The sequence below is a fragment of the uncultured Oscillibacter sp. genome, assembly GCF_910579365.1.
Lineage (GTDB): Bacteria > Bacillota > Clostridia > Oscillospirales > Oscillospiraceae > Oscillibacter.
Map to the genome: position 1 here is coordinate 1 of NZ_CAJTUX010000002.1, position 24,165 is coordinate 24,165.

20 protein-coding genes and 1 riboswitch are annotated in these 24,165 nt (G+C 63.5%); of the genes, 11 read left to right on the forward strand and 9 right to left on the reverse strand.

Features of this window, described 5'->3' with window-relative positions; all coding sequences use genetic code 11:
• Positions 1–837 (reverse strand): ATP-dependent metallopeptidase FtsH/Yme1/Tma family protein (locus QZ329_RS00890; RefSeq protein ID WP_295747353.1); only part of this gene is annotated, 837 nt, incomplete at its 3' end.
• A 235-nt stretch (positions 838–1,072) separates the two neighbouring features.
• Here QZ329_RS00890 and rlmB point away from each other — a divergent pair.
• The gene (rlmB, locus tag QZ329_RS00895; protein WP_295747355.1) at positions 1,073–1,834 is read left to right on the forward strand and encodes a 23S rRNA (guanosine(2251)-2'-O)-methyltransferase RlmB; all 762 of its coding nucleotides are present in this window, start codon (positions 1,073–1,075) and stop codon (positions 1,832–1,834) included.
• A gap of 62 nt (positions 1,835–1,896) precedes the next feature.
• Positions 1,897–4,008, forward strand: coding sequence for a hypothetical protein (locus QZ329_RS00900; RefSeq protein ID WP_295747357.1), 2,112 nt, complete (start codon positions 1,897–1,899; stop codon positions 4,006–4,008).
• Positions 4,009–4,206: 198 nt separating this feature from the next.
• On the opposite strand, the gene QZ329_RS00905 is transcribed toward QZ329_RS00900, so the two are convergent.
• From QZ329_RS00905 to QZ329_RS00930, 6 genes are all read right to left on the reverse strand, one after another.
• Positions 4,207–6,294, reverse strand: a complete 2,088-nt coding sequence (locus QZ329_RS00905) for a glutamine synthetase III (protein WP_295747359.1) — start codon at positions 6,292–6,294, stop codon at positions 4,207–4,209.
• 96 nt (positions 6,295–6,390) lie between these two features.
• On the reverse strand, positions 6,391–7,977 hold the full coding sequence (gene asnB, locus QZ329_RS00910) for an asparagine synthase B (protein ID WP_295747361.1): 1,587 nt from the start codon (positions 7,975–7,977) through the stop codon (positions 6,391–6,393).
• A gap of 652 nt (positions 7,978–8,629) precedes the next feature.
• The gene (locus QZ329_RS00915) at positions 8,630–9,487 is read right to left on the reverse strand and encodes a patatin family protein (RefSeq protein WP_295747362.1); all 858 of its coding nucleotides are present in this window, start codon (positions 9,485–9,487) and stop codon (positions 8,630–8,632) included.
• 43 nt (positions 9,488–9,530) lie between these two features.
• Positions 9,531–10,046, reverse strand: coding sequence for a hypothetical protein (locus QZ329_RS00920; RefSeq protein ID WP_295747364.1), 516 nt, complete (start codon positions 10,044–10,046; stop codon positions 9,531–9,533).
• A complete protein-coding gene (locus tag QZ329_RS00925; protein ID WP_295747366.1) occupies positions 10,043–11,917 on the reverse strand; it encodes an LTA synthase family protein in 1,875 nt (624 codons plus the stop codon). Before QZ329_RS00925 ends, QZ329_RS00920 begins: the two co-directional genes overlap by 4 nt.
• 5 nt (positions 11,918–11,922) lie before the next feature.
• Complete coding sequence (locus tag QZ329_RS00930) at positions 11,923–12,792, reverse strand: rhomboid family intramembrane serine protease (protein ID WP_295747368.1); 870 nt, start codon at positions 12,790–12,792, stop codon at positions 11,923–11,925.
• Positions 12,793–12,971: 179 nt separating this feature from the next.
• A riboswitch (SAM riboswitch) is annotated at positions 12,972–13,064 on the forward strand.
• A gap of 142 nt (positions 13,065–13,206) precedes the next feature.
• On the opposite strand from QZ329_RS00930, the gene metK reads away from it, so the two are divergent.
• Positions 13,207–14,394, forward strand: coding sequence for a methionine adenosyltransferase (gene metK / locus QZ329_RS00935; protein WP_295747370.1), 1,188 nt, complete (start codon positions 13,207–13,209; stop codon positions 14,392–14,394).
• Between the two features lie 169 nt (positions 14,395–14,563).
• Here the strand turns inward: metK and QZ329_RS00940 are convergent, their stop codons facing one another.
• Positions 14,564–15,010 (reverse strand): GNAT family N-acetyltransferase, encoded by a 447-nt coding sequence (locus QZ329_RS00940; protein WP_295747372.1) that lies wholly within the window; start codon positions 15,008–15,010, stop codon positions 14,564–14,566.
• 48 nt (positions 15,011–15,058) lie between these two features.
• Between QZ329_RS00940 and QZ329_RS00945 the strand changes: the two genes are divergently transcribed.
• Complete coding sequence (locus QZ329_RS00945) at positions 15,059–15,241, forward strand: hypothetical protein (protein ID WP_295747374.1); 183 nt, start codon at positions 15,059–15,061, stop codon at positions 15,239–15,241.
• Between the two features lie 62 nt (positions 15,242–15,303).
• Here QZ329_RS00945 and QZ329_RS00950 read toward each other — a convergent pair whose 3' ends face one another.
• Positions 15,304–16,980 (reverse strand): methyl-accepting chemotaxis protein, encoded by a 1,677-nt coding sequence (locus QZ329_RS00950; protein WP_295747376.1) that lies wholly within the window; start codon positions 16,978–16,980, stop codon positions 15,304–15,306.
• 534 nt (positions 16,981–17,514) lie between these two features.
• Here QZ329_RS00950 and QZ329_RS00955 point away from each other — a divergent pair.
• The 7 genes from QZ329_RS00955 (at position 17,515) to QZ329_RS00985 (ending at position 24,152) form a co-directional block, all read left to right on the forward strand.
• Positions 17,515–18,732 carry an ABC transporter substrate-binding protein gene (locus tag QZ329_RS00955; RefSeq protein ID WP_295747378.1) on the forward strand — a complete coding sequence of 406 codons (1,218 nt, stop codon included), beginning with the start codon at positions 17,515–17,517 and terminating at the stop codon, positions 18,730–18,732.
• Positions 18,733–18,926: 194 nt separating this feature from the next.
• The gene (locus QZ329_RS00960) at positions 18,927–19,802 is read left to right on the forward strand and encodes a branched-chain amino acid ABC transporter permease (RefSeq protein ID WP_295747380.1); all 876 of its coding nucleotides are present in this window, start codon (positions 18,927–18,929) and stop codon (positions 19,800–19,802) included.
• 15 nt (positions 19,803–19,817) lie between these two features.
• Complete coding sequence (locus tag QZ329_RS00965; protein WP_295747382.1) at positions 19,818–20,960, forward strand: branched-chain amino acid ABC transporter permease; 1,143 nt, start codon at positions 19,818–19,820, stop codon at positions 20,958–20,960.
• On the forward strand, positions 20,957–21,799 hold the full coding sequence (locus tag QZ329_RS00970) for an ABC transporter ATP-binding protein (RefSeq protein ID WP_295747384.1): 843 nt from the start codon (positions 20,957–20,959) through the stop codon (positions 21,797–21,799). The genes QZ329_RS00965 and QZ329_RS00970 overlap by 4 nt, the downstream gene beginning before the upstream one ends.
• On the forward strand, positions 21,792–22,502 hold the full coding sequence (locus QZ329_RS00975; RefSeq protein ID WP_295747386.1) for an ABC transporter ATP-binding protein: 711 nt from the start codon (positions 21,792–21,794) through the stop codon (positions 22,500–22,502). The genes QZ329_RS00970 and QZ329_RS00975 overlap by 8 nt, the downstream gene beginning before the upstream one ends.
• 231 nt (positions 22,503–22,733) lie before the next feature.
• On the forward strand, positions 22,734–23,690 hold the full coding sequence (locus QZ329_RS00980; protein ID WP_295747388.1) for a carbohydrate kinase: 957 nt from the start codon (positions 22,734–22,736) through the stop codon (positions 23,688–23,690).
• Positions 23,691–23,888: 198 nt separating this feature from the next.
• Entirely contained in the window at positions 23,889–24,152 is a 264-nt protein-coding gene (locus QZ329_RS00985) for an HPr family phosphocarrier protein (RefSeq protein WP_295747390.1), read from the forward strand.
• The last annotated feature ends 13 nt before the right edge of the window (positions 24,153–24,165 follow it).

The following is a 24,165-nucleotide window of genomic DNA, read 5'->3' on the forward strand; positions in this document are numbered from 1 at the left end:
GGCCACGGCCTTGGCCAGCAGGGTCTTGCCGGTGCCCGGGGGGCCCACCAGCAGCGCGCCCTTGGGCAGCTTCGCGCCGATCTCCGTGTACTTTCCGGGGTTGTGGAGGAAGTCGATGATCTCCGTCAGGGATTCCTTGGCCTCGTCCTGGCCGGCCACGTCCTTGAAGGTGACGCCGGTGGACTTCTCCATATAAACCTTGGCGTTGGATTTGCCCACGCCGCCGATGCCGCCGATGCCTCCCATGCCCTTTTTGGCCATCCAGCTCATGACCAGACTCATGACCAGAATGATGATGAAGAAGGGGGCCAGATTCACCAGGAAGAGCAGGATGGGACTCATGGGGGGCTGGTAGTCCTGGTTGATGCGGATGCCCTCTCCCTCGCCGTGGCTGCCCGACTGCCGGTTCAGCTCCTGAATGTGCTCCACAATGGCGTCATAGGACTGGAGGCGGACGGTGAACAGCTCCAGGGAGGCGTGCTGCTCCTGCCCTAAGGCGTTGGTGAAGGTGTAGGCGGAGGTTCCGTCCTCCAGGGTGGTTTTGGTGTATTCCCGCCCCTCCCCGTCCGTATAGACGTATCCGTCCACGGGGGTGATGAGGAGGATGGACTCGCTGTTGTCAAAATCCACCCCGGCGACCTTGCCGAAGTCCAGCATATCCAAAAACTCGCTGTACTCCAGCTCGACGGAGCTGGCCTGACGGCCCATGCTGGTCATGTAGGTGGTGGCGTAGCTCACCAGCACCGCCAGCAGCACGGCCCAGCAGATCAGGTGGATAAAGCCCCGCCAGTTGTTTCCTTTTTGATTGTTCGGTTTTTTGTTGTTGTTTTGGTCCATGTATGCAGTAGCTCCTTTCAGAGAGAAACGCGACGTCCCAGGCAGACCGTAAGAGTCGGCGAAATTATATGGCAGTATATCACAGAACCCCAAAAGTCTCAAGGATGTTTCATGAAGTTTCTGTAAATTCAAGTATGGCCCCTTGCCGCCTCTGAAAATTCCTTCTTTATTGTTGCCGCAACCTATGCTATACTATAATGTATCGACAAAATTTTTCGCCGAAAGAGGAACGCCTATGGATCACCGTGATTTCCCCGCCCCCGAGGCCGACGGCGTCATTGAGGGCCGCAACGCCGTCATTGAGGCCCTGCGGGCCGGGGCGGCTATCGACAAAATCTATCTCCAAAAGGGCGAGACGGACCGGACCCTGGGCCACATCGCCTCCAAGGCCCGGGCCGCCGGCGCCGTGGTGGTGGAGGCGGACAAACGGAAGCTGGACGCCATGAGCCGCACCCACGCCCACCAGGGCGTCATCGCCCTGTCCTCCGTCCGGGAGTACGCCCATGTGGAGGACATTCTGCAAGCCGCGGCGGACAGGGGGGAGCCCCCTTTGCTGGTGGTGTGCGACGAACTCTCGGACCCTCACAACCTGGGGGCCGTCATCCGCACGGCGGAGTGCGCCGGGGCCCACGGCGTCGTCATCCCCAAGCGCCGCAGCGCGGGGCTTACGGCGGTGGTGGCCAAGACCTCCGCCGGGGCGGTGGCCCATGTGCCCGTGGCCCGGGTGGCCAACATCCCCACTCTTTTGCAGGATTTGAAGAAAGAGGGGGTCTGGGTCTTCGGCACGGCGGCGGACGGGGCCACCTCCCTCTATGACGCGGACCTGAAGGGCCCCGCCGCCATCGTCATCGGCAGCGAGGGCAGCGGCATGGGGCGCCTGGTCTCGGAAACCTGCGACTTTCTGGTCCGCATCCCCATGCGGGGAAAGCTGAACTCCCTGAACGCCTCCGCCGCCGCGGCTATCCTGCTGTATGAGGCGGTGCGCCAGAGGCTGTAACCAACTGTGAACCGGCGCTTCCGTCCGCCGCATTCCCATCGCCTTCCAAAGGAGGGAAGTCCATGACCTCAAAAGATGACCACAACATCCCCGCGCCCGCCTCCCCGGAGGAGGACTACTCCCTGGAGGACATTCTGGAGGAGTTCGGCGGCAGTCTGGAGCGGCATCTTCTCCGCTCACTGGAGCCGCCTCCGGAGACGCTGGAGCCCCCCCGGGCGGAGGAGGCGGAGCCCGCCGCTCCGGCGGCGCAGCCGGAGGCACCGGCCAAACCGCCTCCCGCCCCGCCCCGGAAGCCCGCCCCGGTTCCGGACCCCATGCGGGCGGCGGAGGAGGCGGCCAAGGCGGAGGCGGAGCGTCTGAAAATCCCCCGGCCCCGGCCCATCTCCCTGGAGGACGTGGTGGGCAGCACCGTGGATGCCGTGATGGAGGAGGCCAAAGAGCCCCTTCTGCCGTCTCCCCGCCGGGGCCTGTTTTCCCGCCGGCCGGCGGAGGAGACGGAGCCCCTTCCTCCCCCGCCGGAGCCGGAACCGGAGCCCGACCCGGAGCCCATCGGCCCGGAACCCTCGCTGTGGGAGGCGGCCCACGACGCCCGGCGGCTCTACATGGCCCGGAGGCACAGTCTCCTCCTGCCCCTGCTGACGGCCCTGCCTCCCACCCTGGCCCTGTTTTTGGAGCGCTATCAGGTGAAAGTGCCCTGCTGGTCCGGGGACCCGGGCCTCCGGTGCGCCGTCATGCTGGTCTGCCTGGGGCTGACGGCGGCGCTGTGCCGGCACGTGTTTGTCAAGGGCGTTTGGATGCTTCTCCACCGGCGCTGCGTCAGCGAGCTGCTGGTCTCCCTCTCCGTTCTGGCGGCGGCGGCGGACTGCGCCCTCCGCCTTCTCACAAAGGAATACGGCGGCGCCATGCCCTATGCCGCCGTCAGCTGCCTCAGCCTGGTGTTCGCCCAGTGGGGCGTCCGCCGGGAGAGCAAGGGGAACTACGACATGCTCCGGGCCGCCGCTCTGGACGAAGACCCCCCGTATTTGGTCACCAACACCCCCCAGGGGGCCTGCAAGCAGCGGGGGTCCGTTCCCGGCTTCTTCACCACCGCCGCCCGGAGCGATGTGTCCACCCTTTGGCAGACGGCGCTGCTGCCGGTGTTTTTGGCGGCGTCCCTGGTCTTCGCGGGGCTCAGCTCTCTGGGCCAGGGCCGCAGCGGCGATTTTCTTCTGAACCTCTCCGCCATCCTCCCGGCGGCGGCCACCTTCTCCCTGCCCCTTTGCTGGGCGCTGCCCTGGTCCAAGCTGTCGGAGCATCTCCAGCGAACGGGCTGCGCCGTGGCGGGCTGGTCCGGGGCCCAGAAGATCAGCTCCCAGAGGCGGATGATCGTCACCGACACGGACCTCTTTCCCCCCGGCGCCATCCAGCTCAACGGCCGGAAGCTCTTCGGCGAGGAGTCGGAGGTGGCGGTCTCCCTGGCGGCCTCCATGGCCAGGGCCGCCGGGTCCGGACTGGAGCGGCTGTTCAACAGCCTTATCCGCAGCGAGGGGGGATGCTATGAAACGGTGGACGATTTCAGCTTTTACGAGGAGGGGGGCTACTCCGGGACCATCCGGGGCGAGTCCGTGCTGATGGGCAGTGCCTCCTTTATGCGGAAGATGAATATCCGCCTGCCGGGGGACCTGAACCTCCGCACCGGCGTCTTTCTGGCGGTGGACCGGCATTTGACCGCCGTCTTCGCCGTGAAGTACAACCCGGCGGAAAACGTGGACTATGCCCTGCGGATGATGCAGCGCAGCCGCATCCAGCCCATTCTGGCCTCCCGGGACCCCAACATCACCCCCGCCCTCATCCGGCGGAAATTCAGCAAGACGATCCACCTGGAATACCCGGACCTCTCGGAGCGCATCGCCCTCAGCGAGGCGGAGAAGGACCGGGACCTGCCCCGGGCCCTGCTGTTCCGGGAGGGGCTTTTGCCCTACGCGGAGACCGTGGCGGGCAGCCTCCGGCTGTGCAAGGCGGTCCGCCGGGCGGCGGCGTTGTCCCTGCTGGGGGGCTGGGCGGGAACCCTGCTCACCTTTTACCTCACGTCCCTGGGGGCCTATGACCTGCTCAACCCCCTGGCGCTGGAGCTGTTTCTGCTCCTGTGGACCCTGCCGGTCCTCCTGATGGCGGACTGGACGGGGCGGTATTAAGAACCTGTATTCACAACCGTTAGACGCCGCCTGGGCGGTCTTTTGCAATCCGTCAGGATTGCTGCGGAAAATCTCCTTGTCTGGCAGGAAAAATCCTCGCCCATCCGGCATCCCCCGGTTATGAATACAGGTTCTAAGAAAGAAGTCCCGTGCCGGCGCTGTACCGGCACGGGACTTTGTTTTGGTTTGAACGCGCCGTCAGACGGAGAACAGAAGCTCCGAGTACACCGGCATGGGCCAGTACTCCGAGGCGGTGAGAACCTCCAGAGAGTCGACGAAGACGCGGGCGTCGTTCATGTCGGGAATCAGGGTGTCGTGGCAGTAGCGCATGGCCTCCTCCGGCCCGGCGGGCATATCCTCCAGGTCCGAGGCCAGGACACGGCATGCCTCCATCAGGTTGTCCGTGATTTCGGAAATCCCCTTGGCCGTGTTGATCTCGTAGGCGCAGGGGAGGCCCAGGCCCTTCTTGCGCTCCGCCCGGCCGCAGAGGTCGGCGGCGTACTTGGAGACGGCGGGAAGAATCTCGTGGCGGATCATGTCGATCATGGTGCTGGCCTCAATGGAGAGGACGGTCCGGTAGTTTTCCACATGAATCTCATACCGGGCCCGGACCTCCGCCTCCGTATAGATGCCGTGCTTGACGAAGAGATCGATGTTCTTTTGCTGAATGTAGGCGGGCAGGGCGTCGGCGGTGGACTGGAGGTTGCTGAGCCCCCGGCGCTCCGCCTCGGCGATCCAGTTGCCGTCATAGCCGTTGCCGTTGAAGATGATGCGCTGGTGCTCCGTGAACACCCGGCGGATCAGCTTCTGAAGGTCCCCCTGGAAGTCGGCGGAGGGCTCCAGCTCGTCGGCGAACTGCTTGAGCTCCTCGGCCATGATGGTGTTCAGGGCGATGTTGGGCCCGGAGATGGACTGGGAGGAGCCCAGCATCCGGAACTCGAACTTGTTCCCCGTGAAGGCCATGGGAGAGGTGCGGTTGCGGTCCGTGGTGTCCTGCCGGATGGCGGGCAGCACGTCCACGCCGATCTGCAGCGTTTTCTTGCTGGTATCCGTGTACTCGGTCCCATGGATGATGGACTCCACCACGGCGTTGAGCTCGTCGCCCAGGAAGATGGAGAGGACGGCGGGCGGAGCCTCCTGAGCGCCCAGGCGGTGGTCGTTTCCGGCGGTGGCCACGGTGGTGCGGAGGAAGTCCTGGTAATCGTCCACGCCCTTGACGAAGGCCGCCAGGAAGAGGAGGAACCGGGCGTTCTGGCTGGGGGTGGAGCCGGGGCGGAAGAGGTTCCTCCCCGTGTCGGTGGAGAGGGACCAGTTGTCGTGCTTGCCGGAGCCGTTCACCCCGGCGAAGGGCTTCTCATGGAGGAGGCACACCAGCCCGTGCCGGTCCGCCACCTTCTTCATGACCTCCATCACCAGCTGGTTCTGGTCGCAGGCGGTGTTGGCGTCGGTGTAGACGGGGGCCATCTCGTGCTGGGAGGGGGCCACCTCGTTGTGCTTGGTCTTGGAGGGGACGCCCAGGGACCAGAGGGTCTCGTCCAGGTCCTTCATATAGGCGGCGACCCGGGGCTTGATGGCGCCAAAATAGTGGTCCTCCAGCTCCTGGCCCCGGGGGGGCTTGGCGCCGAAGAGGGTCCGCCCCGTCATGCGCAGGTCCTTGCGTTGGTTGAAAAGCTGCTTGTCAATGAGGAAGTACTCCTGCTCCGGGCCCACCTGGGCGAGGACCTTGCGGCTCTCGGTGTCGCCGAAGAGGCGGAGGATGCGGATGGCCTGGCGGCTGACCTCCTCAATGGAGCGGAGGAGGGGCGTCTTCTTGTCCAGGGCGTGGCCGGAATAGGAGCAGAAGATGGTGGGGATGCAGAGGGAGCCCTCCTTCAAAAAGGCGAAGGAGGTGGGGTCCCAGGCGGTGTAGCCCCGGGCCTCGAAGGTGGCGCGGAGGCCGCCGGAGGGGAAGGAGGAGGCGTCCGGCTCGCCCCGGACCAGCTCCCTGCCGGAAAACTCCATCATGATCCGGCCGCCGCCGGTGGGGTTGATGAAGCTGTCGTGCTTCTCGGCGGTGACGCCGGTCATGGGCTGGAACCAGTGGGTGAAGTGGGTGGCCCCCCGCTCCACGGCCCACTGCTTCATGGCCTCGGCGATCTCGTTGGCGGTGGAGATGTCCAGAGGGGCGCCCTCGGTGACACAGGTCTTCCAGGCGCCGTAAGACGCGGGGGAGAGGCGGTCCTTCATGGTCTCCTCGTTGAAGACTCGGCTTCCGAAGAGCTCGGGGAGCTGTAAGGTGGTACTCATATCATGTTCCTCCTAAATTTCTGAGTATTATGTTAGCATAAAATTGCCCAAACACAATTGGTAATACTTCTAAACTTCGGGGCCTCCCGGGGCCCGTCATTGTCCGCTGGCGCCGTAGTTGCGCAGGACCCGGGCGGAGGGATCGTCCACATCGCAGCCCTCCCAGGACTTGTTGGGCATCCAGAAGTCCCGGATCATGGCCGCCTGGCCGGGGTAGTGCTTTTCGAAAATCTCCCGGTACAGCAGACTTTCCTTGGTGAAGGGAAGGGCGTGATAGCCGTACTGACGCCGCCGGGCTTCAAACTCCGCGTCCGTGTATTTCTGCCGGGCATATTCTTTCAGGTCGTCCACCATGGAGTGGCCCACGGCGTCGGAGAAGGCGGCCTTCTGCCGCCAGAGGATGCCGTCGGGGAGGAGGCGGTCCCTCTCAAAGGCGTGACGGAGGAGGTATTTTCCCATGCCGTAGGTGTTCCGCTTCATCTCGGGGTCCAGGGACATGACGTATTTCACGAAGTCCAGGTCCCCAAAGGGAACCCGGGCCTCCAGGGAGTTGACGGAGATGCAGCGGTCCGCCCGGAGCACGTCGTACATATGGAGCTCGTCTACCCGCTTCTTTGCCTCCTTCTGGAACTCCTCGCCGCTGGGGGCGAAGTCGGTGTACTTGTAGCCAAAGAGCTCGTCGGAAATCTCCCCGGTCAGCAGCACCCGGAGATCCGTCCGCTCATGGATGGCCTTGCAGCAAAGATACATGCCCATGCTGGCCCGGATGGTGGTGATGTCCCAGGTGCCAAGCAGCGCGATGAGGCTGTCCAGGGTGGCCAGGACCTCCTCCCGGGTCATATAGACCTCCGTGTGGTCCGCGCCGATGTAGTCCGCCGCCTCCCGGGCGTATTTGAGATCGATGGCGTCCTTGTCCATGCCGATGGCGAAGGTGCGGATGTTCTTACCCAGCACGACGGAGCTGATGGCGCAGACCAGACTGGAGTCCAGCCCGCCGGAGAGGAGGAAGCCCAGGGGCGCGTCGGCGTCCAGGCGCTTATCCACGGCGGCGATGAGCTTGCCGCGAATCTTTTTGCAGGCGGTCTCCAGATCGTCGCGGCAGTACGCGTCCACGGAGGTCAGGTCGGCGTAGCGGACGAAGCGCCCTCCGGCGTAGTAGTGTCCCGGCGGGAAGGGTCGGATTTCCCGGCACAGGCCCACCAGGTTTTTCGCCTCGCTGGCGAAGACCATGCCGCCCGCCCGGTCCGTGCCGTAGTACAGGGGACGGATGCCGATGGGGTCCCGGGCGGCGATGAGGGAGTCCGTTTTCCCGTCGTAGAGGACGAGGGCGAACTCCGCGTCCAGCCGGGAGAACATCTCCAGCCCATACTCCTGGTAGAGGGGCAGCAGAATCTCGCAGTCGCTGCCGCTTTGAAAGACGTAGCCCTTCTCCCGAAGCTGGCGCTTGAGGGGGCGGAAGCCGTAGATCTCCCCGTTGCACACCAGAGAGTTCTCCCCCAGATGGAAGGGCTGCATGCCCTCCGGGGTCAGCCCCATGATGGCCAGCCGGTGGAAGCAGAGCCAGCCGGAGGGGGTCTCCGCAATGCGGGACATGTCCGGCCCCCGGGAGATGGTGCGGTCAAAGAAAGGCTGAAGCTCCTCCTTCGTGACCTCTTTTTTCTCAAAACCCATAATCGAACACATAAAAGCACCTCCTGATTTCATCCCGTCCGGGAAAATAAAAACGCAGCTATCTCCTAATATTTTAGGACGAATAGCTGCTATCCGCGGTGCCACCTAATTTACCTTCCCCAGGGGGAACGGTCACCTTCAAGGCTCCAACAAGCCCGTGTGAGGTAACGATCACAACTCGCCGCGCCTACTGCCGGAGGGACCCGGGTTCAGCTTAGGGCTCCGGAGTGTTCTTCGCGCAGGTTCTTTGTGCGGGGTTTGCACTGTCTCCCGCTCACTGGGACGGAACGCCTGCGGTACTTTTCTCCATCAACGCCGTTTTCTGTATCGCTTTGTTGTGTTGAAGTTTACACCGTAAAAGGGCCCGCTGTCAATGGAGGAAGTGACAAAATCCAAGGGTCCGTGAGATCATATTTCTACATAGATGTATGATGTCTTCTCTGTGAGGACAAAATACGCGTCGTCTGACCGCGTGGACATTGGTCCAGGTGCCGCGCGGGTTTGTATTCTGATGGCAGCCGTGCGCGCATCCGGACGAAAAAAGGAGCGGCGCCGCCTGCGCGGTCCCGCTCCCTTTCGCGTTTGAACGCCCTGTTTTTCTGCTTCAAGCCGCTTTTGGCGCGGCCCTGCGGCCTGGGACGCGTTGCCCCGGCCAGGGAATTCCTCATTCCTTTGTCCAGAACTCCCGAACCCGCTCCGCCTCCCGGCGGCCGTCGAAATAGCCCTCCTGCCACAGGGCCCGGAGGGTATCCAGATTCTTCTCCGTCCGGGAACAGCCCAGCGTGTCCTTCGGGGCGATGACCAGGACCTTTCCCTCCCGCTCCAGAGCGAACAGCTCCTCCCGGCAGGCGTTGTAGCGGTCGGACCGGGTCTCCATGGTCTCCTGAAACCGGGGGTGCTTCCGAAAGGCCCGGGCAATGATCTGGTCGGACCGGCCGGGCTTTTTGCGGTAGTCCCGCTCCCGGGTCAGCACCACCACCACCCGGTCGCAGCCCTCGTCCAAAGCCCGCCGCCAGGGGACGGCGTCGGCGCAGCCTCCGTCCAGATAGGGCTTTCCGCCGATTTCGATGACGGGGAACATCAGCGGAATGGCGCAGGTGGCCTGGAGAAGCAGATTCGGCGTGTCCCGCCGGGGGACGGGCAGATACTCCGCCGCTCCGGTGTCCAGATTCGTCACCACGGCCTCCGCCCGGCCAGGGTAGGCGGCGAAGGCGTCGTAATCAAAGGGGACCAGCTCGTTGGGAATGGTCTCGTAGGCGAACTTGAGGCCGAAGTAGGAGCGGTTCCTGGGGTTCGCCAGGTTCCGCAGGCCCATATAGCGCTTGTCGCCCACGTAGTGGCAGATCAGTTGCAGGTTCCGGCGGCTCTGCCGGGAGAGGTAGCTGACGCCGTAAGCGATGCCGGCGGAGACGCCCAAAGTGTAGTCCGGCAGGGGCAGGCCCCCGTCCAGAAAGGCGTCGCACACGCCGGAGGAATAGATGGTCCGCAGGGCGCCGCCCTCCAGAACCAGCGCGGTTTTCATGGTATCACCTCAATCAGAATGGGTCAGGCCGGATGCAAAGGGCCTAACGGTACAGATGCTTTTTCAGTTTCCAGTGCCAGATGCCGGTGAGGCGGGACAGGGTGGAGTCCGTCAGCAGAAACACCACGTTGCCCATGACCAGCAGCAGGGCGTTGAAGTACCAGGCGGACTCCGCCAGCTCCTCCGTCAGGCCCAGGAGGCGCAGGACCAGCCCGTAGAGCAGCAGGGCGGCGGCGTTGCACACCGTCAGCCGGGCCAGAACCCGCAGAAGCCGGGAGGGCAGGGCGGCGATCCTGGGCCGGAGGATGGGATACCAGCCGAAGAACAGGTACACAAGAGCGGTCTCCCGGTTCGGAACCAGCAGCAGGGCCAGGAGGGACACGGCAGCGTACACCGTTCCGGCGGTCTTGGGGCCCAGCTCCTCCAGCACGGGCAAAAGCGCGATCATGGCCAGAATCGGGGCGCAGAGCACGGCGGCGGGAAGGATGCCCCCCAGGCACAGCAGCACCACCGCCAGGGCGGTCAGCACCCCGCAGAGGGCCAGGGGCCGGGCGCTCATGGGACCTCCTTGTACTGGAGCTTATAGTAGCTCCAGCTCCGCCACTTCCGGAGCAGCTCCCGCTGCCCGCCGCTGAGGCTTCCGGTGTCCGTGAGGGAGCCGTCCGCCAGCTGGCAGAGGGTTTTCTGCACGACGGGAAGTTCCCGGCGCAGCTGGTTCAGGAAGGAGAACCAGGGGCTCTCCTCCCCCCGGCCCGTCAGCTCCAGCACCGCCGCGCCCAGGAAGGCGGCGGACACCGTCTCCGGCAGGTCCAGGGACGCCGCCGCCGCGTCCCAGTCCAGCGCTTCCGCCGCCGCGCCGTTGGCCCAGATGATATAGGGCGTCTCATAGGCCGCCGGATTCTCCTGCCCCTCGGGACCGGGGAAGACGTCCAGCCCCAGCTGGCGGTAGCCCAGCATGTCGTTTCCGAGATAGGGGAGGTGGTCCCCGAAGAAGACCAGAACCACCGGCTCGCTCTGGGCCTGGAAGTACCGCCAGAGGCGGCCCAGCATGGCGTCCGCGTCCCGGACCCCCTCGATATAGACTTGGAGAAGGGTCTCCGCTTCCTCCGAGAGGCCGGGGACGCCGGTGGGGGGGAAGGGATAGTCCGGACCGTACTTGTCGGCGGTGTAGGACATGTGGTTTTGAATGGTGGTGGTGAAGTGGAAGAGGGGGGCCTCCGCCTCCTCGAAGGCTTCTTCGATGAGGCCGGCGGCGTAATCGTCGGTGACCCAGCGGCCCTTGTACTCCGGGGCCTCCATGTCCGCGACGAACCGCGTCTCCTCCGCCCCCAGCCAGCGGTAGACATTTTCCCGGTTATAGAACCAGTTGTCCCCCGGATGGTAGAAGGAGGTCTCATAGCCGTCGTTCCCAAAGACCCGGAAGAGACTGTCCAGGTTCCGGTTCACCACCCGCATGGCGGAGGTGGCGGAGGCGGAGAGGGCTGTGGTCTGCATTCCCGTCAGCACGTCGAACTCCGTGTTGGCGGTGCCTCCGGCGAAGCCGGGCACCACCACATGGCCGCTGAGGGAGTGGGGGTCTTCTCGCAGGGCGTGAAGGTTGGGCAGGGGATCGCTCTCCTCATCGTACGCGAAAATGTCCGCGTCGGTGATGTCGGAGAAGGCCTCGTTCATCACCATGACGACGCTGACGTTCTTCCCCTGGCCCGGGCGGTCCCCGGTCTCCCAGGACGCCGCCTCGGAGCGGCTGAAGCCCTCGGGCCGGTCCACGAGATAGGTGGTAAAGTGGTGGCAGAAGGCGTAGGGAAAGCCCAGGTCGTTGAAGACGGAGGGGACGTATTCGGCGTTGCGGACGCGAAAGGACTGATAGAGGTCCTGGGAGGCGTAGACCGTGAGGATCAGCCCGGTCAAAACCGCCAGAGCGGCGGCGAAGCCCGAAAGCCGCCCCGGCCAGCCCCGGAGCCGTTCCGCCGGGAAGGGCCGGCAGCCGATGAAAAAGCCCAGGGCCGCCAGAGCGGCGGTCACCAGGACCACCGCCCCGATCTGCGGGAGGGGAAAGCGGATGTCATAGGTTCCCAGGGCGCTGCCCACCTCTTTTAAAAGGGCGAAGTCCCGGGGAAATACCGGCTCGTCCCGGACCTCGATCTTCACCCGGTTGGCGATGGACAGGGTGCAGACCAGAAGATTCACCAGCGCCGCGCCGAAGAAGACGTTTCGCAACAGCGCCGCCGCCGCCAGGACCAAAAGGCCCACGGGAAGGGCGTTGAGAACGATCAAAAGCGGCTGCTGGAGAAGGCCGGAGAGCAGCGTCCGGAAAGAGTTGGGCTGGCACCAGAGGGCCAGAAGGGTGACGCCTCCTGCCAGCAGCGCCGCCGCCAGCAGGCTGAGGGGCAGGGACAGGCGGTATCGGGGACTTGAAAGCGGATGAATCAAACAGGTCACTCCTTGAAATGCTCGTGATTGAAAATGTGGTCCATGCAGAAGCAGTGGTATCCGGCGCAGCGGGAGCAGTACCGGAACTCCAGGTCCGGATACTCCGTGTCGGTCCGCCCGCAGACGGAGCACTTGTGCCGGTAGCCCTGCTGGGCCTCCTTCTTCCGCTGCTGGCGGACGGCGGACTTGAACTGGATGGTCTGATGGGAGTTGCGGTGCCGGGCGTAGGCCCGCCGCCGGCCGATCTGGTCCGTGATTTCGCACCAGAAGAAGATCAGGAAGTTCAAAAGGGCGATCACGGGCAGCAGGGCGCTGAGCCAGTCCCCCCGGAGCAGGGCCCCGATAATGTCCACGGCGAAAAGAGCGATGTCCGCCAGGGCCAGCCACTTGGCCTTTACGGGAATGATGTACAGCAGCATCAGCCGCGCGTCGGGATACAGGGCGGCGAAGGCCAGGAACATGGACATGCCCACATAGTAGGTCCCCATCAGTACGCCGTAGCCGAAGGCGTAGTAGCTGAGGATGCCCGTGACGAGGGTCAGAACCACGCCGGAGAGGTAATAGAGGCAGAACTTCGGCGTGCCCCACTCCCGCTCCAGCATGGTGCCGATGAAGTACATGAAGTACAGCGAGAGAATCAGGTTGAAGGGCTGAGTGCTTTCCGGGACGAAGATAAAGGTCGCCAGCCGCCAGATCTGACCCCGAAGAACCTGTCCCCAATCGAAGTACAAAAATTGAATGGCCGCGCCGTTGGTCATGCGCAGCAGAAAGAAGGCGGCGGCGTTGCCGATGACGATGTACAGCATGAGGTTGGCGACGCCGAAGTTGGGATGCCGGAGCGCGAAACGCTCCACGGCGTTGTTCAGCTTTCTCAAGGGGTTCCCTCCTAGTATCCGAAATCGCAAAATCGTAAAGGACATTATACCCCGTTTGCCGGAAAAAGTCACCTACTTTTTATGAACATTGCCGGAGCCGGCAAAAAAATCCGGCGAAAAAAAGAGCGGGAGCCCTTGACAAACCCGCAGGACCTGATACAATACTAATCAAGTAAATATCCTTATCAAGAGTGGCGGAGGGAACGGCCCGATGAAACCACGGCAACCTGCATTTGAAAGGTGCCAAATCCGGCGGAAACGACAGATGAGGAACGAGAAGGAATTTCCCGTGCGTTTCGCGTCGAAACGCGCGGTTTTTCTTTGGATCTCAAGGGCCTTTCAGCCGGCAAAAATCGTCCCAGCGCGCGGGAGAAAAGAGGCGCGCCGCCCCAGAGGGCGCAAAGGAGCACTGCTATGGCAAGACATTATCTCTTCACCTCCGAGTCCGTGACGGAGGGGCATCCCGACAAAATCTGCGACCAGATTTCCGACGCCGTGCTGGACGCCATCCTGGCCCAGGACCCCCAGGGCCGCGTGGCCTGCGAGACCACGGCCTGCACGGGGCTGATCCACGTCATGGGCGAGATCACCACCAACTGCTTTGTGGACATCGACAAGATCGCCCGGGAAGTCGTTCGGGACATCGGCTATGACCGGGGCAAGTACGGCTTCGACTGCGACACCTGCGGCGTCATCACCTCCATTGACGAGCAGTCCGCCGACATCGCCATGGGCGTGGACAAGTCCCTGGAGAACAAGAACAACGAGGAGGCCGAGCTGAACCACGGCGCGGGCGACCAGGGCATGATGTTCGGCTATGCCTGCGACGAGACGCCGGAGCTGATGCCCCTGCCCCTGTCCCTGGCCCAGAAGCTGTGCCTCCAGATGACCAAGGTGCGCAAGAGCGGCCTGGTTTCCTACATGCGCCCCGACGGCAAAAGCCAGGTCACCGTGGAGTACGACGAAAACAACAATCCGGTCCGCATTGACACCGTGGTCATCTCCACCCAGCACAACCCGGACGTCACCCTGGAGCAGATTCGCCGGGACATGATCAACCTGGTGGCCAAGGAGGTCCTTCCTGCCAATCTGCTGGATGAGAACACCAAGTACTATGTGAACCCCACCGGCCGTTTTGTCAAGGGCGGACCCGCCGCCGACGCGGGACTGACGGGCCGGAAGATCATCGTGGATACATACGGCGGCAGCGCCCCCCACGGCGGCGGCTGCTTCTCCGGCAAGGACCCCACCAAGGTGGACCGCTCTGCGGCCTACGCCGCCCGCTGGGTGGCCAAGAATATCGTGGCCGCGGGCCTGGCCAAGCGCTGCCAGATTGAGCTGGCCTACGCCATCGGCGTTGCCAAGCCCGTGAGCATCATGGTGGACACCTTCGGCACCGGCTCTGTCAGCGACGGAAAGCTGGAGGAGGCCGTGGCCAAGGTCTTTGACCTCCGTCCCACCGCCATCATCCGGGACCTGGACCTGCGCAAGCCCATCTACCGCAAGCTGGCCGCCTACGGCCACATGGGCCGGGAGGACCTGGGCGTCGCCTGGGAAAAGACGGACCGGGTGGAGGCCCTGAAGGCCGCCGCGGCGGAGTGACTTTCATAGAGACCCCTCTATCATTTGCAGGGACGGCATGACAGGCAGCATGCCGTCCCTGCTTTTGCCGTAACGAAAGGCTGACAGGCATGCGGGAGGCGGCCTTTGTAACGGGCGCCTCCGGTTCGGAGGAATCCTCCATATTGCGGAACACTCTCCGTTTACCACATTATAACTCCATGGAAAAATACACCATATCCACCAGCTGCCGCCCCGCCTCGAAAATGGGATGGTCATAGTGGTCCGGGAAAAAGTTTTTCACCCGCCCGCACTCCCGGAAGCCGCACGCCTCGTAAAACGGCGCCGTCAGCGGGCTGTCCCCGGTGCCAACCAGCAGCCGCGTTCCCCGGCCCCGGCAGGTCTGGACCACAAACTCCACCATGGCCCGTCCGTAACCTCGCCGCTGGCTCTCCGGAGCCACGGCCAGATTTTTGATCTCAAAATCCCCGCCGCCCTCCTCCGTCACCACGCAGACGCACCGCAGAGCGCCGCCGTCATAAAGGGCACACAGCGTTCCCCGGTCCAGATAGCGGTCAATCATGTCCTCCTGCTCATCCCCCAGGAGGAGCAGGGGGAGGAAGGTCCGCTTGTTGTCAGAAATTGTTCGAAATTCCATCATAAGCTCCCTTGAAATCCGGGCAAACTAAGCCCGGAGGTGATTTGGATGTACGGCGCGGAATACCTGAGCCTGGAGGACCTGCTGGATCAGGACCCCTCGGCTTACGAATTTTTCCAGACCCTGTCTCCGGAGGCCAAAGTCCTGCTGGAAGAGGACGGCAGCGTGACCTCCTTCGCCCGGCTCCAGTCCAAAACGGCGCAGATGCGGCGGGCAGGACTGATGGAGTAAAGGAAAGGGCCGCCTGGACAGTTCCGTCCGGGCGGCCCTTTTGCATTTGCATGGCGCTTGCGTCAGCCCATATAGGAGTGGCCCGCGCCGCCCCGCTTGAGGCGGAACTTCTTGGTCTCATCCTCCAGCTTGTGGACCTCCTCGAAGAGCTCCGAGCTGACGGCGGCGGACTCCTCGCTGCTGGCGGAGTTGGTCTGAACCACGGCGGAAATCTGGCCGATGCCCTCGGTCACCTGGGCGATGGAGGCGGCCTCGCCCTGGACGGCCTCGGCGATGGCGTTGATGGTGGTGTTGGACTGCATCACAAGATCCAGGGTCTTTTTCAAAGACGCGGAGACCTCGCCCACAATGCGGCTGCCCTGCTCCGTGGCTTGGACGGAGTTGTCAATCAGGTCCTTGGTGGCTTTAGCGGCCTCGTCGGACCGGGTGGCGAGGGAGCGCACCTCGTCCGCCACTACGGCGAAGCCCTTGCCGGCGCTGCCCGCCCGGGCGGCCTCCACGGCGGCGTTCAAAGCCAGGATATTGGTCTGGAAGGCGATGTCCTCAATGGTGGCGATGATCCGCCCGATCTGCTGGGAGGAGTTGGTGATGTCCGTCATGGCGGCCACCATCTGCTCCATCTGCTTGCTGCTGATGGTGACCTGCTCGCCGGTGAGGCGGGCGTTTTCCAGGGCGGCGGAGGCGGACTGAACATTCTGCTTTGCGCCCTTGGAGAGGTCGTCCAGCGTGGCGTAAAGCTCCTCCACGGCGCTGGCCTGCTCCGTGGCGCCCTGGGCCAGAGCCTGCGCGCCGCTGGAGAGCTGACCGGCGTTGCTGGAGACCCGGCCCTGGGTCTGGACGATGCTGCCCAGGGTGTCGGAGATGGTGGCGGTGAAGCTGGCAAGGGAGGTCTCGATGGACTGGAAGTCGCCGATATAGGGCGTGGAGGTGGCGACGTCAAAATTGCCCTGGGACAGCTGCGCCATGATGCGGTTGATATCCTCCACATAACCGCGGATGAGTTTCATGGAGCCCTCCAGAGTCTGGGCCAGCTCGCCCAGCTCGTTTTCGGAGTGGTAATCCATCTTCAGGTCCAGGTGGCCTTCCTGAAGGGGACGGGCGTGGCTGGTGATGAGGAGGATGGGCTTCACCACATGCTTGCCGACGAAGGTGACCAGGCTGATCAGGCAGATCAGAGCCAGCACCAGGCAGAGGAAGCACACCAGCTGCATCTGGAGTATCATGGTGTGCATGCGGGTGAGACCGTCGTTATTGACGGTGGTCTGATTCGTCACCACCTCGTCCAGATGGCCCACCAGGGTGCTGATGTTGGTCAGAATGGTCTTTTGATAATAGTCCTGGGCCTGGGAGGGACTGGTTTTCAGCAGGTCCAGCACGTAGGTGGCGGACTCGTGAATCTCCTTGTGGAGGGGCTCCATCTGGCTGCGGAGAGCCAGGACAGTGGGATCGTCCGTCTCCGGGTCGCCGTAGAGCCACTGGCCCAGGGTGCAGGAGGTGGGGTCAATGCTGCCGGTGAACTCGCTTCCGGCATAGAGGGCGTTGCTGAGGTTGCTGGCCCAGCGGTAGTGGGCGGTTTCCGCCGCCTGGGCCCGCTGGAGCAGGGACGCCGCCTGGGTGTTGGCATTCTGAACGCTTTGGATGCGCAGGATGTTGGCTGTGGTCACAAAGCTGAACAGCAGCACGGAGGCCAGGGCCGCCACCGTGCGGATCCACACGGTTCTTTTGATGCTTTTTTGCATAGCTATGTATCCTCCCATTTTGTTTTTACATGACCGCTGGCGCGGTTGTCTGGCCCCGCGTCCGATTTCGCGCCTCGCAAGGGGGGTGGAAAAACCGCCGTTCCGATGGAGAGTGGGCGGCGAAAAAGCTGGAGCGGAGCGGAGTATTGTGTTCATTATAGCAATCGTTCCCCGATAATGCAACAAAAACCAGAGGCCGGAGGCGAAAAATTCTCTGGAAAATTTTCTCTCCCAGCCTCCGCGCCCGCCCCGGAAGTGTGAAAAATCCCGTTTTGTGCGGACTGGGCGTTCAGCAAAATCACGAAAACGACTGTCCGCCGGCGGCGAACAGGGATCGGGCAGAAATTTCCGGGTTCCCCGGAATGTCCTTATCTGGAGGACAAAAGGACGCCCTTTTGAAAACGCGCCGCGTTGCCGCATTAAAATTGAAGGAATCTTTCTGTGTAGAATTTAACTTGCAAAATCAGAGAAAAGAACGTAAAATAGTCGGCATACTAGGGACGGAAGGTCCCATCTGACAGGAGGATGAAAAGAATGAAGAAATGTTTTGCGATGCTTTTGACCCTCGCCATGGTCCTGAGCCTGGCCGCCTGCGGCGGCAGCGGCGGGTCCGGCGGCTCCGGCAGCGGCGGCTCCGGTGACGCCCAGCCCTCCGGCGGCGCGTCCGGCGGCGATAAGGTCGTCCGCATCGGCGTGTTCGAGCCCGCCACCGGCGACTCCGGCGCCGGCGGCAAGCAGGAGATGCTGGGCATGCAGTACGGCAACAAGGAGACCCCGACGGTGGTGATCGGCGGCGAGACCTACAACGTCGAGCTGGTCTACGCCGACAACGCCTCCGACGCCTCCAAGGCTCCCACCGCCGCGTCTCAGCTGGTGAGTCAGGACGTGAGCCTGGTGCTGGGTACCTACGGCTCCAGCTCCGCCATTGCCGGCGGCCCCATCTTCGGCGAGGCGGGTCTGGCCGCCATCGGCGTCACCTGCACGAACCCCGGCGTCACCGCGGGCAACGACTACTATTTCCGCATCTGCTTCCTGGACCCCTTCCAGGGCACCGTCCTGGCGAACTTCGCCCAGGAGAAGTTCGCCGCCAAGAAGGCGTACCTTCTTGGCGAGCTGGGCAACGACTATGACCAGGGCCTTCTGAACTACTTCGAGCAGGCCTTTGACGGCGACGTGGTCAAAAAGTCCTTCCCCACCAACACCTCCGACTTCTCCACCTACCTGAACGAGGCTGTGGCGGAAAACGCGGACGTCATCTTCTGCCCCGTCTCCATCGCCTACTCCACCCAGATCGTGAAGCTGGCCGCCTCCATGGGCCTGAGCATCCCCATCCTGGGCTCCGACACCCTGGACAGCAACATGGTTCTCGAGGCCGCCAAGGGCTCCGACGTGCAGATTTACGTCTCCACCTTCTACCAGGAGGGCGGCGCGCCGGACTTCGATAACGGCATCAAGGCCTGGCTGGCGGAGGACTCCACCGCCATGACCAACAACGGCGGCAACGATACCATCGCCGCCGTCACCGCCATGGGCTATGACGCGTACTACGTGGCCCTGGAAGCCCTGAAGGCCGCCGGCTCCACCGACAAGGGCGCGGTCAAGGCCGCCCTGCCCAGCCTGACCTACACCGGCGTGTCCGGCGACATCGCCTTCGACGAGGTGGGCGACGCCATCCGCGACACCGCCTATATCAAGACCGCCGACAACACCGCCGGCGCTTGGACCCTGGAGACTGTCCAGACCGCGAAATAAGGATTCCAGAGCCGCTTCCATGCGTCCGGCGTTTTGCGGGCGCGGCGTCTGAATCCTGCCGTGACACCTGCCGGGGGAGGCTTCCTCCGGCAGGTGGCGGCGTTTCCTGGGACCGCCTCGAAAGGGGCTGGCCGGGCCTTTTTCGAGACGGTCCTTCGCGTTCCATCACTATCAAGACAAAGGAGGGTTCCCGCGTGCAATACGCCATTTCCATTCTGCTCTCCGGTGTGTCTCTGGGCGGACAGTACGCGCTGATTGCCATTGGGTACACCATGGTTTACGGCATCCTGCGCCTCATCAACTTCGCCCACGGCGATCTGTTCATGGTGGCGGGGCTGCTGATGGTCTACCTCAGCGCCAATCTGCCGCTGGCGGCGTCCATCCCCCTGGTGCTGGCCCTGACGGTGTTTTTGGGCTTCGTCATCGAGCGGGCGGCCTATAAGCCCCTGCGGGAAGCGCCCCGGATGAGCGTTATGATCTCCGCCATCGGCGTGAGCTATCTGCTCCAGAACCTGGCGACCTATATCACCGGCGGCCTGCCCCAGATGTACCCCGAGATTCCGGGCATTTCCAAGACCATCACCATCGCCGGCGTGCCCACCAAGGTGGTCACGGTGGTGACGCCCATTTTGGTGCTGGTGCTGGTCGTCGCCCTGACCCAGCTCATCAACCACACCAAGGTGGGCATGGCCATGCGGGCCGTGGCCAAGGACTTCGAGACCGCCCAGCTCATGGGCATCAAGATCAACGCCGTCATCTCCGTCACCTTCATCATCGGCTCCTTCCTGGCGGCGGTGGGCTCCGTGCTGTACTTCACGAACTATCAGTCCATTGTTCCCCTCTCCGGCGCGCTGCCGGGCCTGCGGGCCTTTGTGGCGGCGGTGTTCGGCGGCATCGGCTCCATTCCCGGGGCCGTGGTGGGGGCCTTCATCATCGGCCTTTCGGAAAGCGTCATTAAGGGCTCCAGCTGGAGCATTTTCTCCGACGCCTTTACCTTCGCCCTGCTGATTGTCATCCTGGTGGTGAAGCCCACGGGCCTCTTCGGTGAGAAGGTCACCGACAAAGTGTAAGGGGGGCTGCGGATTATGAATAAGACATCGAAACGGGGCGTCTGGACCGCCCTGCTGGGCATCGCGGCTCTGCTGGCCGTGGTGGTGGTGCTGGAGAACGTGCTGGACCCCAACAAGAACATCATGGTCTTCACCGCCCTGAAAAAGGGCGCGGTGTACGCCCTGGTGGCGGTGTCCATGAACCTGCTCAACGGGTTCACGGGCCTCTTCTCCCTGGGGCAGGCGGGCTTCATGCTGCTGGGGGCGTATACCTACGCCATTTTGACCATCCCCGCAGCCCAGAGGGACGCTGTATACTATATCTATAACGGCTCCGCCATCAACTTCTCCCTGCCGGAGCTCTTCGGCGGCGGAGCGGTGGGACTGGTGCTGGGCGTCCTGACGGCGCTGGTGCTGGGCGGCTGCGTGGCCGCGGCGGTGGCGTGGCTTATCGGCCTGCCGGTGCTGCGGCTGAAAAGCGACTATCTGGCTATTGCCACCCTGGGCTTCGGCGAGATCATCCGGGCGGTGTTCCAGTGGGATAAGCTGGGCCCCGTCACCAACGGCGCCAACGCGCTGAAGAGCTTCCCCACCTTCACCAGCTTCAATATCCAAAACGAGAGCGGGGAGACGGTGCTGCGGCTGTCCACCTTCACGGCCTTCCTGCTGGCGGGAATCTGCATTGCCGTCATCGTGCTCCTCATCAACTCCACCTACGGCCGGGCCTTCAAGGCCATCCGGGACGACGAGGTGGCCGCCGAAGCCATGGGCATCAACCTCTCCAGGCACAAGCGGCTGGCCTTTGTCATCAGCTCCTTCTTCGCCGGGGTGGGGGGCGGCATGTTCGCCATGTTCGCCAACCAGGCCCAGGCCAAGACCTTCACCACCGCCATGACCTATGAGATTTTGCTGATCGTGGTCATCGGCGGTATCGGCTCCGTCTCCGGCAGCTGCATCGCGGCCTTCCTCTATGTGGCGGCCAGCGAGTGGTGGCTCCGCTTCCTGGACGCGGAGACCTTCATCGGCGGATTCAAGGTGCCCCTGCTGCGCAATGGCTTCCGTATGGTGGTGTTCTCCGTGGTCATCATGATCGTGGTGCTGTTCTTCCGCAGGGGCATCATGGGCGACAGGGAGCTGCCGGACCTCTTTCAGCGGCGGAAAAAGGAGGCGGCGAAATGAGCGAGAATGTTTTGAAAGTGGAAAACGTCACCATGCAGTTCGGCGGCGTGGTGGCGGTGGATAATCTGAACCTGGAGGTCAACCAGGGGGAGATCGTGGCCCTCATCGGCCCCAATGGCGCGGGGAAAACCACGGCCTTCAACGTCATCACCGGCGTCTATCAGCCCACCAACGGCGCGGTCTGGTTCCGGGGGGAGAAGATCGTGGAAAACCACCCCCAGGGGAAGATGAAGCAGCAGTACAAGGGCCGGCACGCCGGGGAGTACCATCAGGTTCTGGCTCCCACCCCGGACCGGATCACCCGCCTGGGCATGGCCCGGACCTTCCAGAACATCCGGCTGTGGAAGAGCCAGACAGTGTTTGACAACGTGCTGATCGCCAAGCACTGCCGGACCACCAGCAACGTCTTTTCCGCCGCGTTCCGCCTCAACCGGAAGGAGGAGGCGCGGCAGCGGGAGAATGTGGAGGAGCTGCTGGAGACCGTGGGCCTGGCGGACGTGAAGGACGAGCTGGCCACCTCCCTGCCCTATGGCAAGCAGCGGCGGCTGGAGATTGCCCGAGCCCTGGCGGCGGAGCCCCAGCTGCTGCTTCTGGACGAACCGGCGGCGGGCATGAACCCCCAGGAGACCGAGGAGCTGACGGCCTTCATCGGCCAGATTCGGGACCGCTTCCAAATGACGGTTTTCCTCATTGAGCACCACATGAATCTGGTCATGAACATCTCCGAGCGGATTTACGTCCTGGATTTCGGCGAGCTCATTGCCCAGGGCACCCCGGCGGAGATCCAGAACAACAAGCGCGTCATTGACGCCTATTTGGGGGTGAGCGAGGATGCTTAAAATTGAAAACCTCCACGTCAGCTACGGCGGCATCCAGGCTCTTCGGGGCATCTCCCTGGAGGTGCCGGAGGGCAAGATCGTCACCCTGATCGGCGCCAACGGCGCGGGGAAGTCCACCACCCTGCGGACCATCACGGGGCTGGTGAAGGCCTCCTCCGGCTCCATCCAGTGGAACGGGGAGGAGCTTCTGGGCCGGTCCATCGACAAGATCATTGGCTCCGGCATTGCCATGAGCCCCGAGGGGCGGCGGGTCTTCGCCGACATGTCGGTGCTGGAAAACCTGCGCATCGGGGCCTACCTCCGCAAGGACAAGGCGGGCATCGAGGAGGACGTCAAATGGGTCTACAGCCTCTTCCCCCGGCTGGAGGAGCGGAGCTGGCAGCTGGCGGGCACCCTCTCCGGCGGCGAGCAGCAGATGCTGGCCGTGGGGCGGGCGCTGATGTCCCGGCCCCAGCTGATGATGCTGGACGAACCGTCCCTGGGGCTGGCCCCTCTGGTGGTGCAGGATATCTTCTCCATCATCCAGGAGATCAACCGCCAGGGCGTGACGGTGCTTCTCATCGAGCAGAACGCCAACATGGCCCTGAAGATCGCGGACCTGGCCTACGTGCTGGAGACGGGCAACATCACCATGTCCGGCACCGGCGCGGAGCTGCTGGCCAACGAGAAGGTCCGGGAGGCGTACCTGGGAAAGAATGGGTGAGGAAATACGGTGAAAACCAGCCTGAGAGGCCCGAAAGGGCCTCTCTTTCCTACTTTTTCCAGAAAATTGGGCAAGCAGGCGAAAAGTCGCGGGTTAGCATGTACAAAGCACTAGACAAGGAGAAAAAAGTTTGATATAATCCGAGAAAATCGATTACGGGGCGGACTGCTGGCAAAAAAAGGACATTTTAGCCTTCCGCCTCATAAAATAAACAGACAGGAGGCCGGTATCATGGACGTAACAGCGATTGGTGAGATTTTGATTGACCTGACGCAGACGGGGGTCAACGCGGCAGGGGTGCCTCAATTTTCCGCCAACCCCGGCGGAGCACCCGCCAACGCGGCGGTGGCGGCCGCCCGGCTGGGGGCCGAAACCGCCTTTTGGGGCAAGGTGGGGGACGACAGCTTTGGCGCGTATCTCCGCCGGGTGCTGGCGGAGAACGGCGTGGACCACACGGGGCTTCATGTGGGGAGCCAGCCCACCACCATGGCCGTTGTCGCCGTGGATGAAACCGGGGAGCGGAGCTTCCGCTTTCTCCGGGGGGCGGACCGGGACATCTGCCCCGAGGAGGTGGACGAGGACGCGGTGCTGCGGACGAAGATTCTGCACTTTGGCTCCGTCAGCCTGACGGCGGGCATGAGCCGCAGCGCCACCATCTTTGCCGCCCGGACGGCTCACCGCAATGGCAGGCTGGTGAGCTACGACCCCAACTACCGAGCCGCCCTCTGGGCCAGCAAAGCGGAGGCGGCGGAGTGGATGACCATTCCTCTGCCTCTGGTGGACATCATCAAGCTGGCGGAGGAGGAGCTGCCCCTTCTCACCGGCACGGCGGACCTGGAGAAGGGAACCCGCATTCTGGAGGAGCGGGGGGTCTCCCTCATCATGGTCACCCTAGGGGGCGAGGGCGTCTTCTGCCGCTGGCAGGGAAGCGGCTGGCATCAGCCCGGCATCCCTGTCAAGGTGGCGGACACCAACGGCGCGGGGGACACCTTCCTGGGGGCGGTGCTGAGCCGCCTCTGCCTCCGGGGGGAGAGGCCCCTGGAGGGGCTGACCCGGCTGGAGCTGAAGGATATTCTGGCCTTCGCCAACCGGGCGGCGGCCTTCACCTGTTCCCGCAGCGGGGCCATTCCCGCCATGCCCACCCTGGCGGAGCTGTTTGACGGGAAGGGACAGCCGCGCCTGCCCTGAAAAGGGGAGGGGCTTTCCGGCACCCGGAGGGGAAACCCTCCGGGCGCATGTGTTGTCCGGGCGCCGGGGGAGGGCCAAGGCCTTGGGACAAAATTGGGTAAACGATTAAATAGTGTTTGCAAATGGAGCTGGGACGTGGTATTCTATACTCATAAAGCCGGTCGTTCCGGCCACCACGATCAGAAAGGAAGCCGTCTCATGAAACAGTTCACTTATACCATCACCGATCCCGTGGGCATCCATGCCCGTCCCGCCGGTATGCTGGCCAAGGCTGCCAAGGCGCTGGACAGCACCGTCACCATCTCCAAGGCCGATGGCAGCAAGTCCGCCGTGGCCACGAAGCTCATGGCCGTTATGGGCCTGGGGGTCAAGACCGGGGAGACCATCACCTTTACCATCGAGGGCGGGGACGAAGAGGCCAGCGCCGCCGCCATGGAGCAGTTCTGCAAAGACAACATGTAAGACCGCTGGGAGG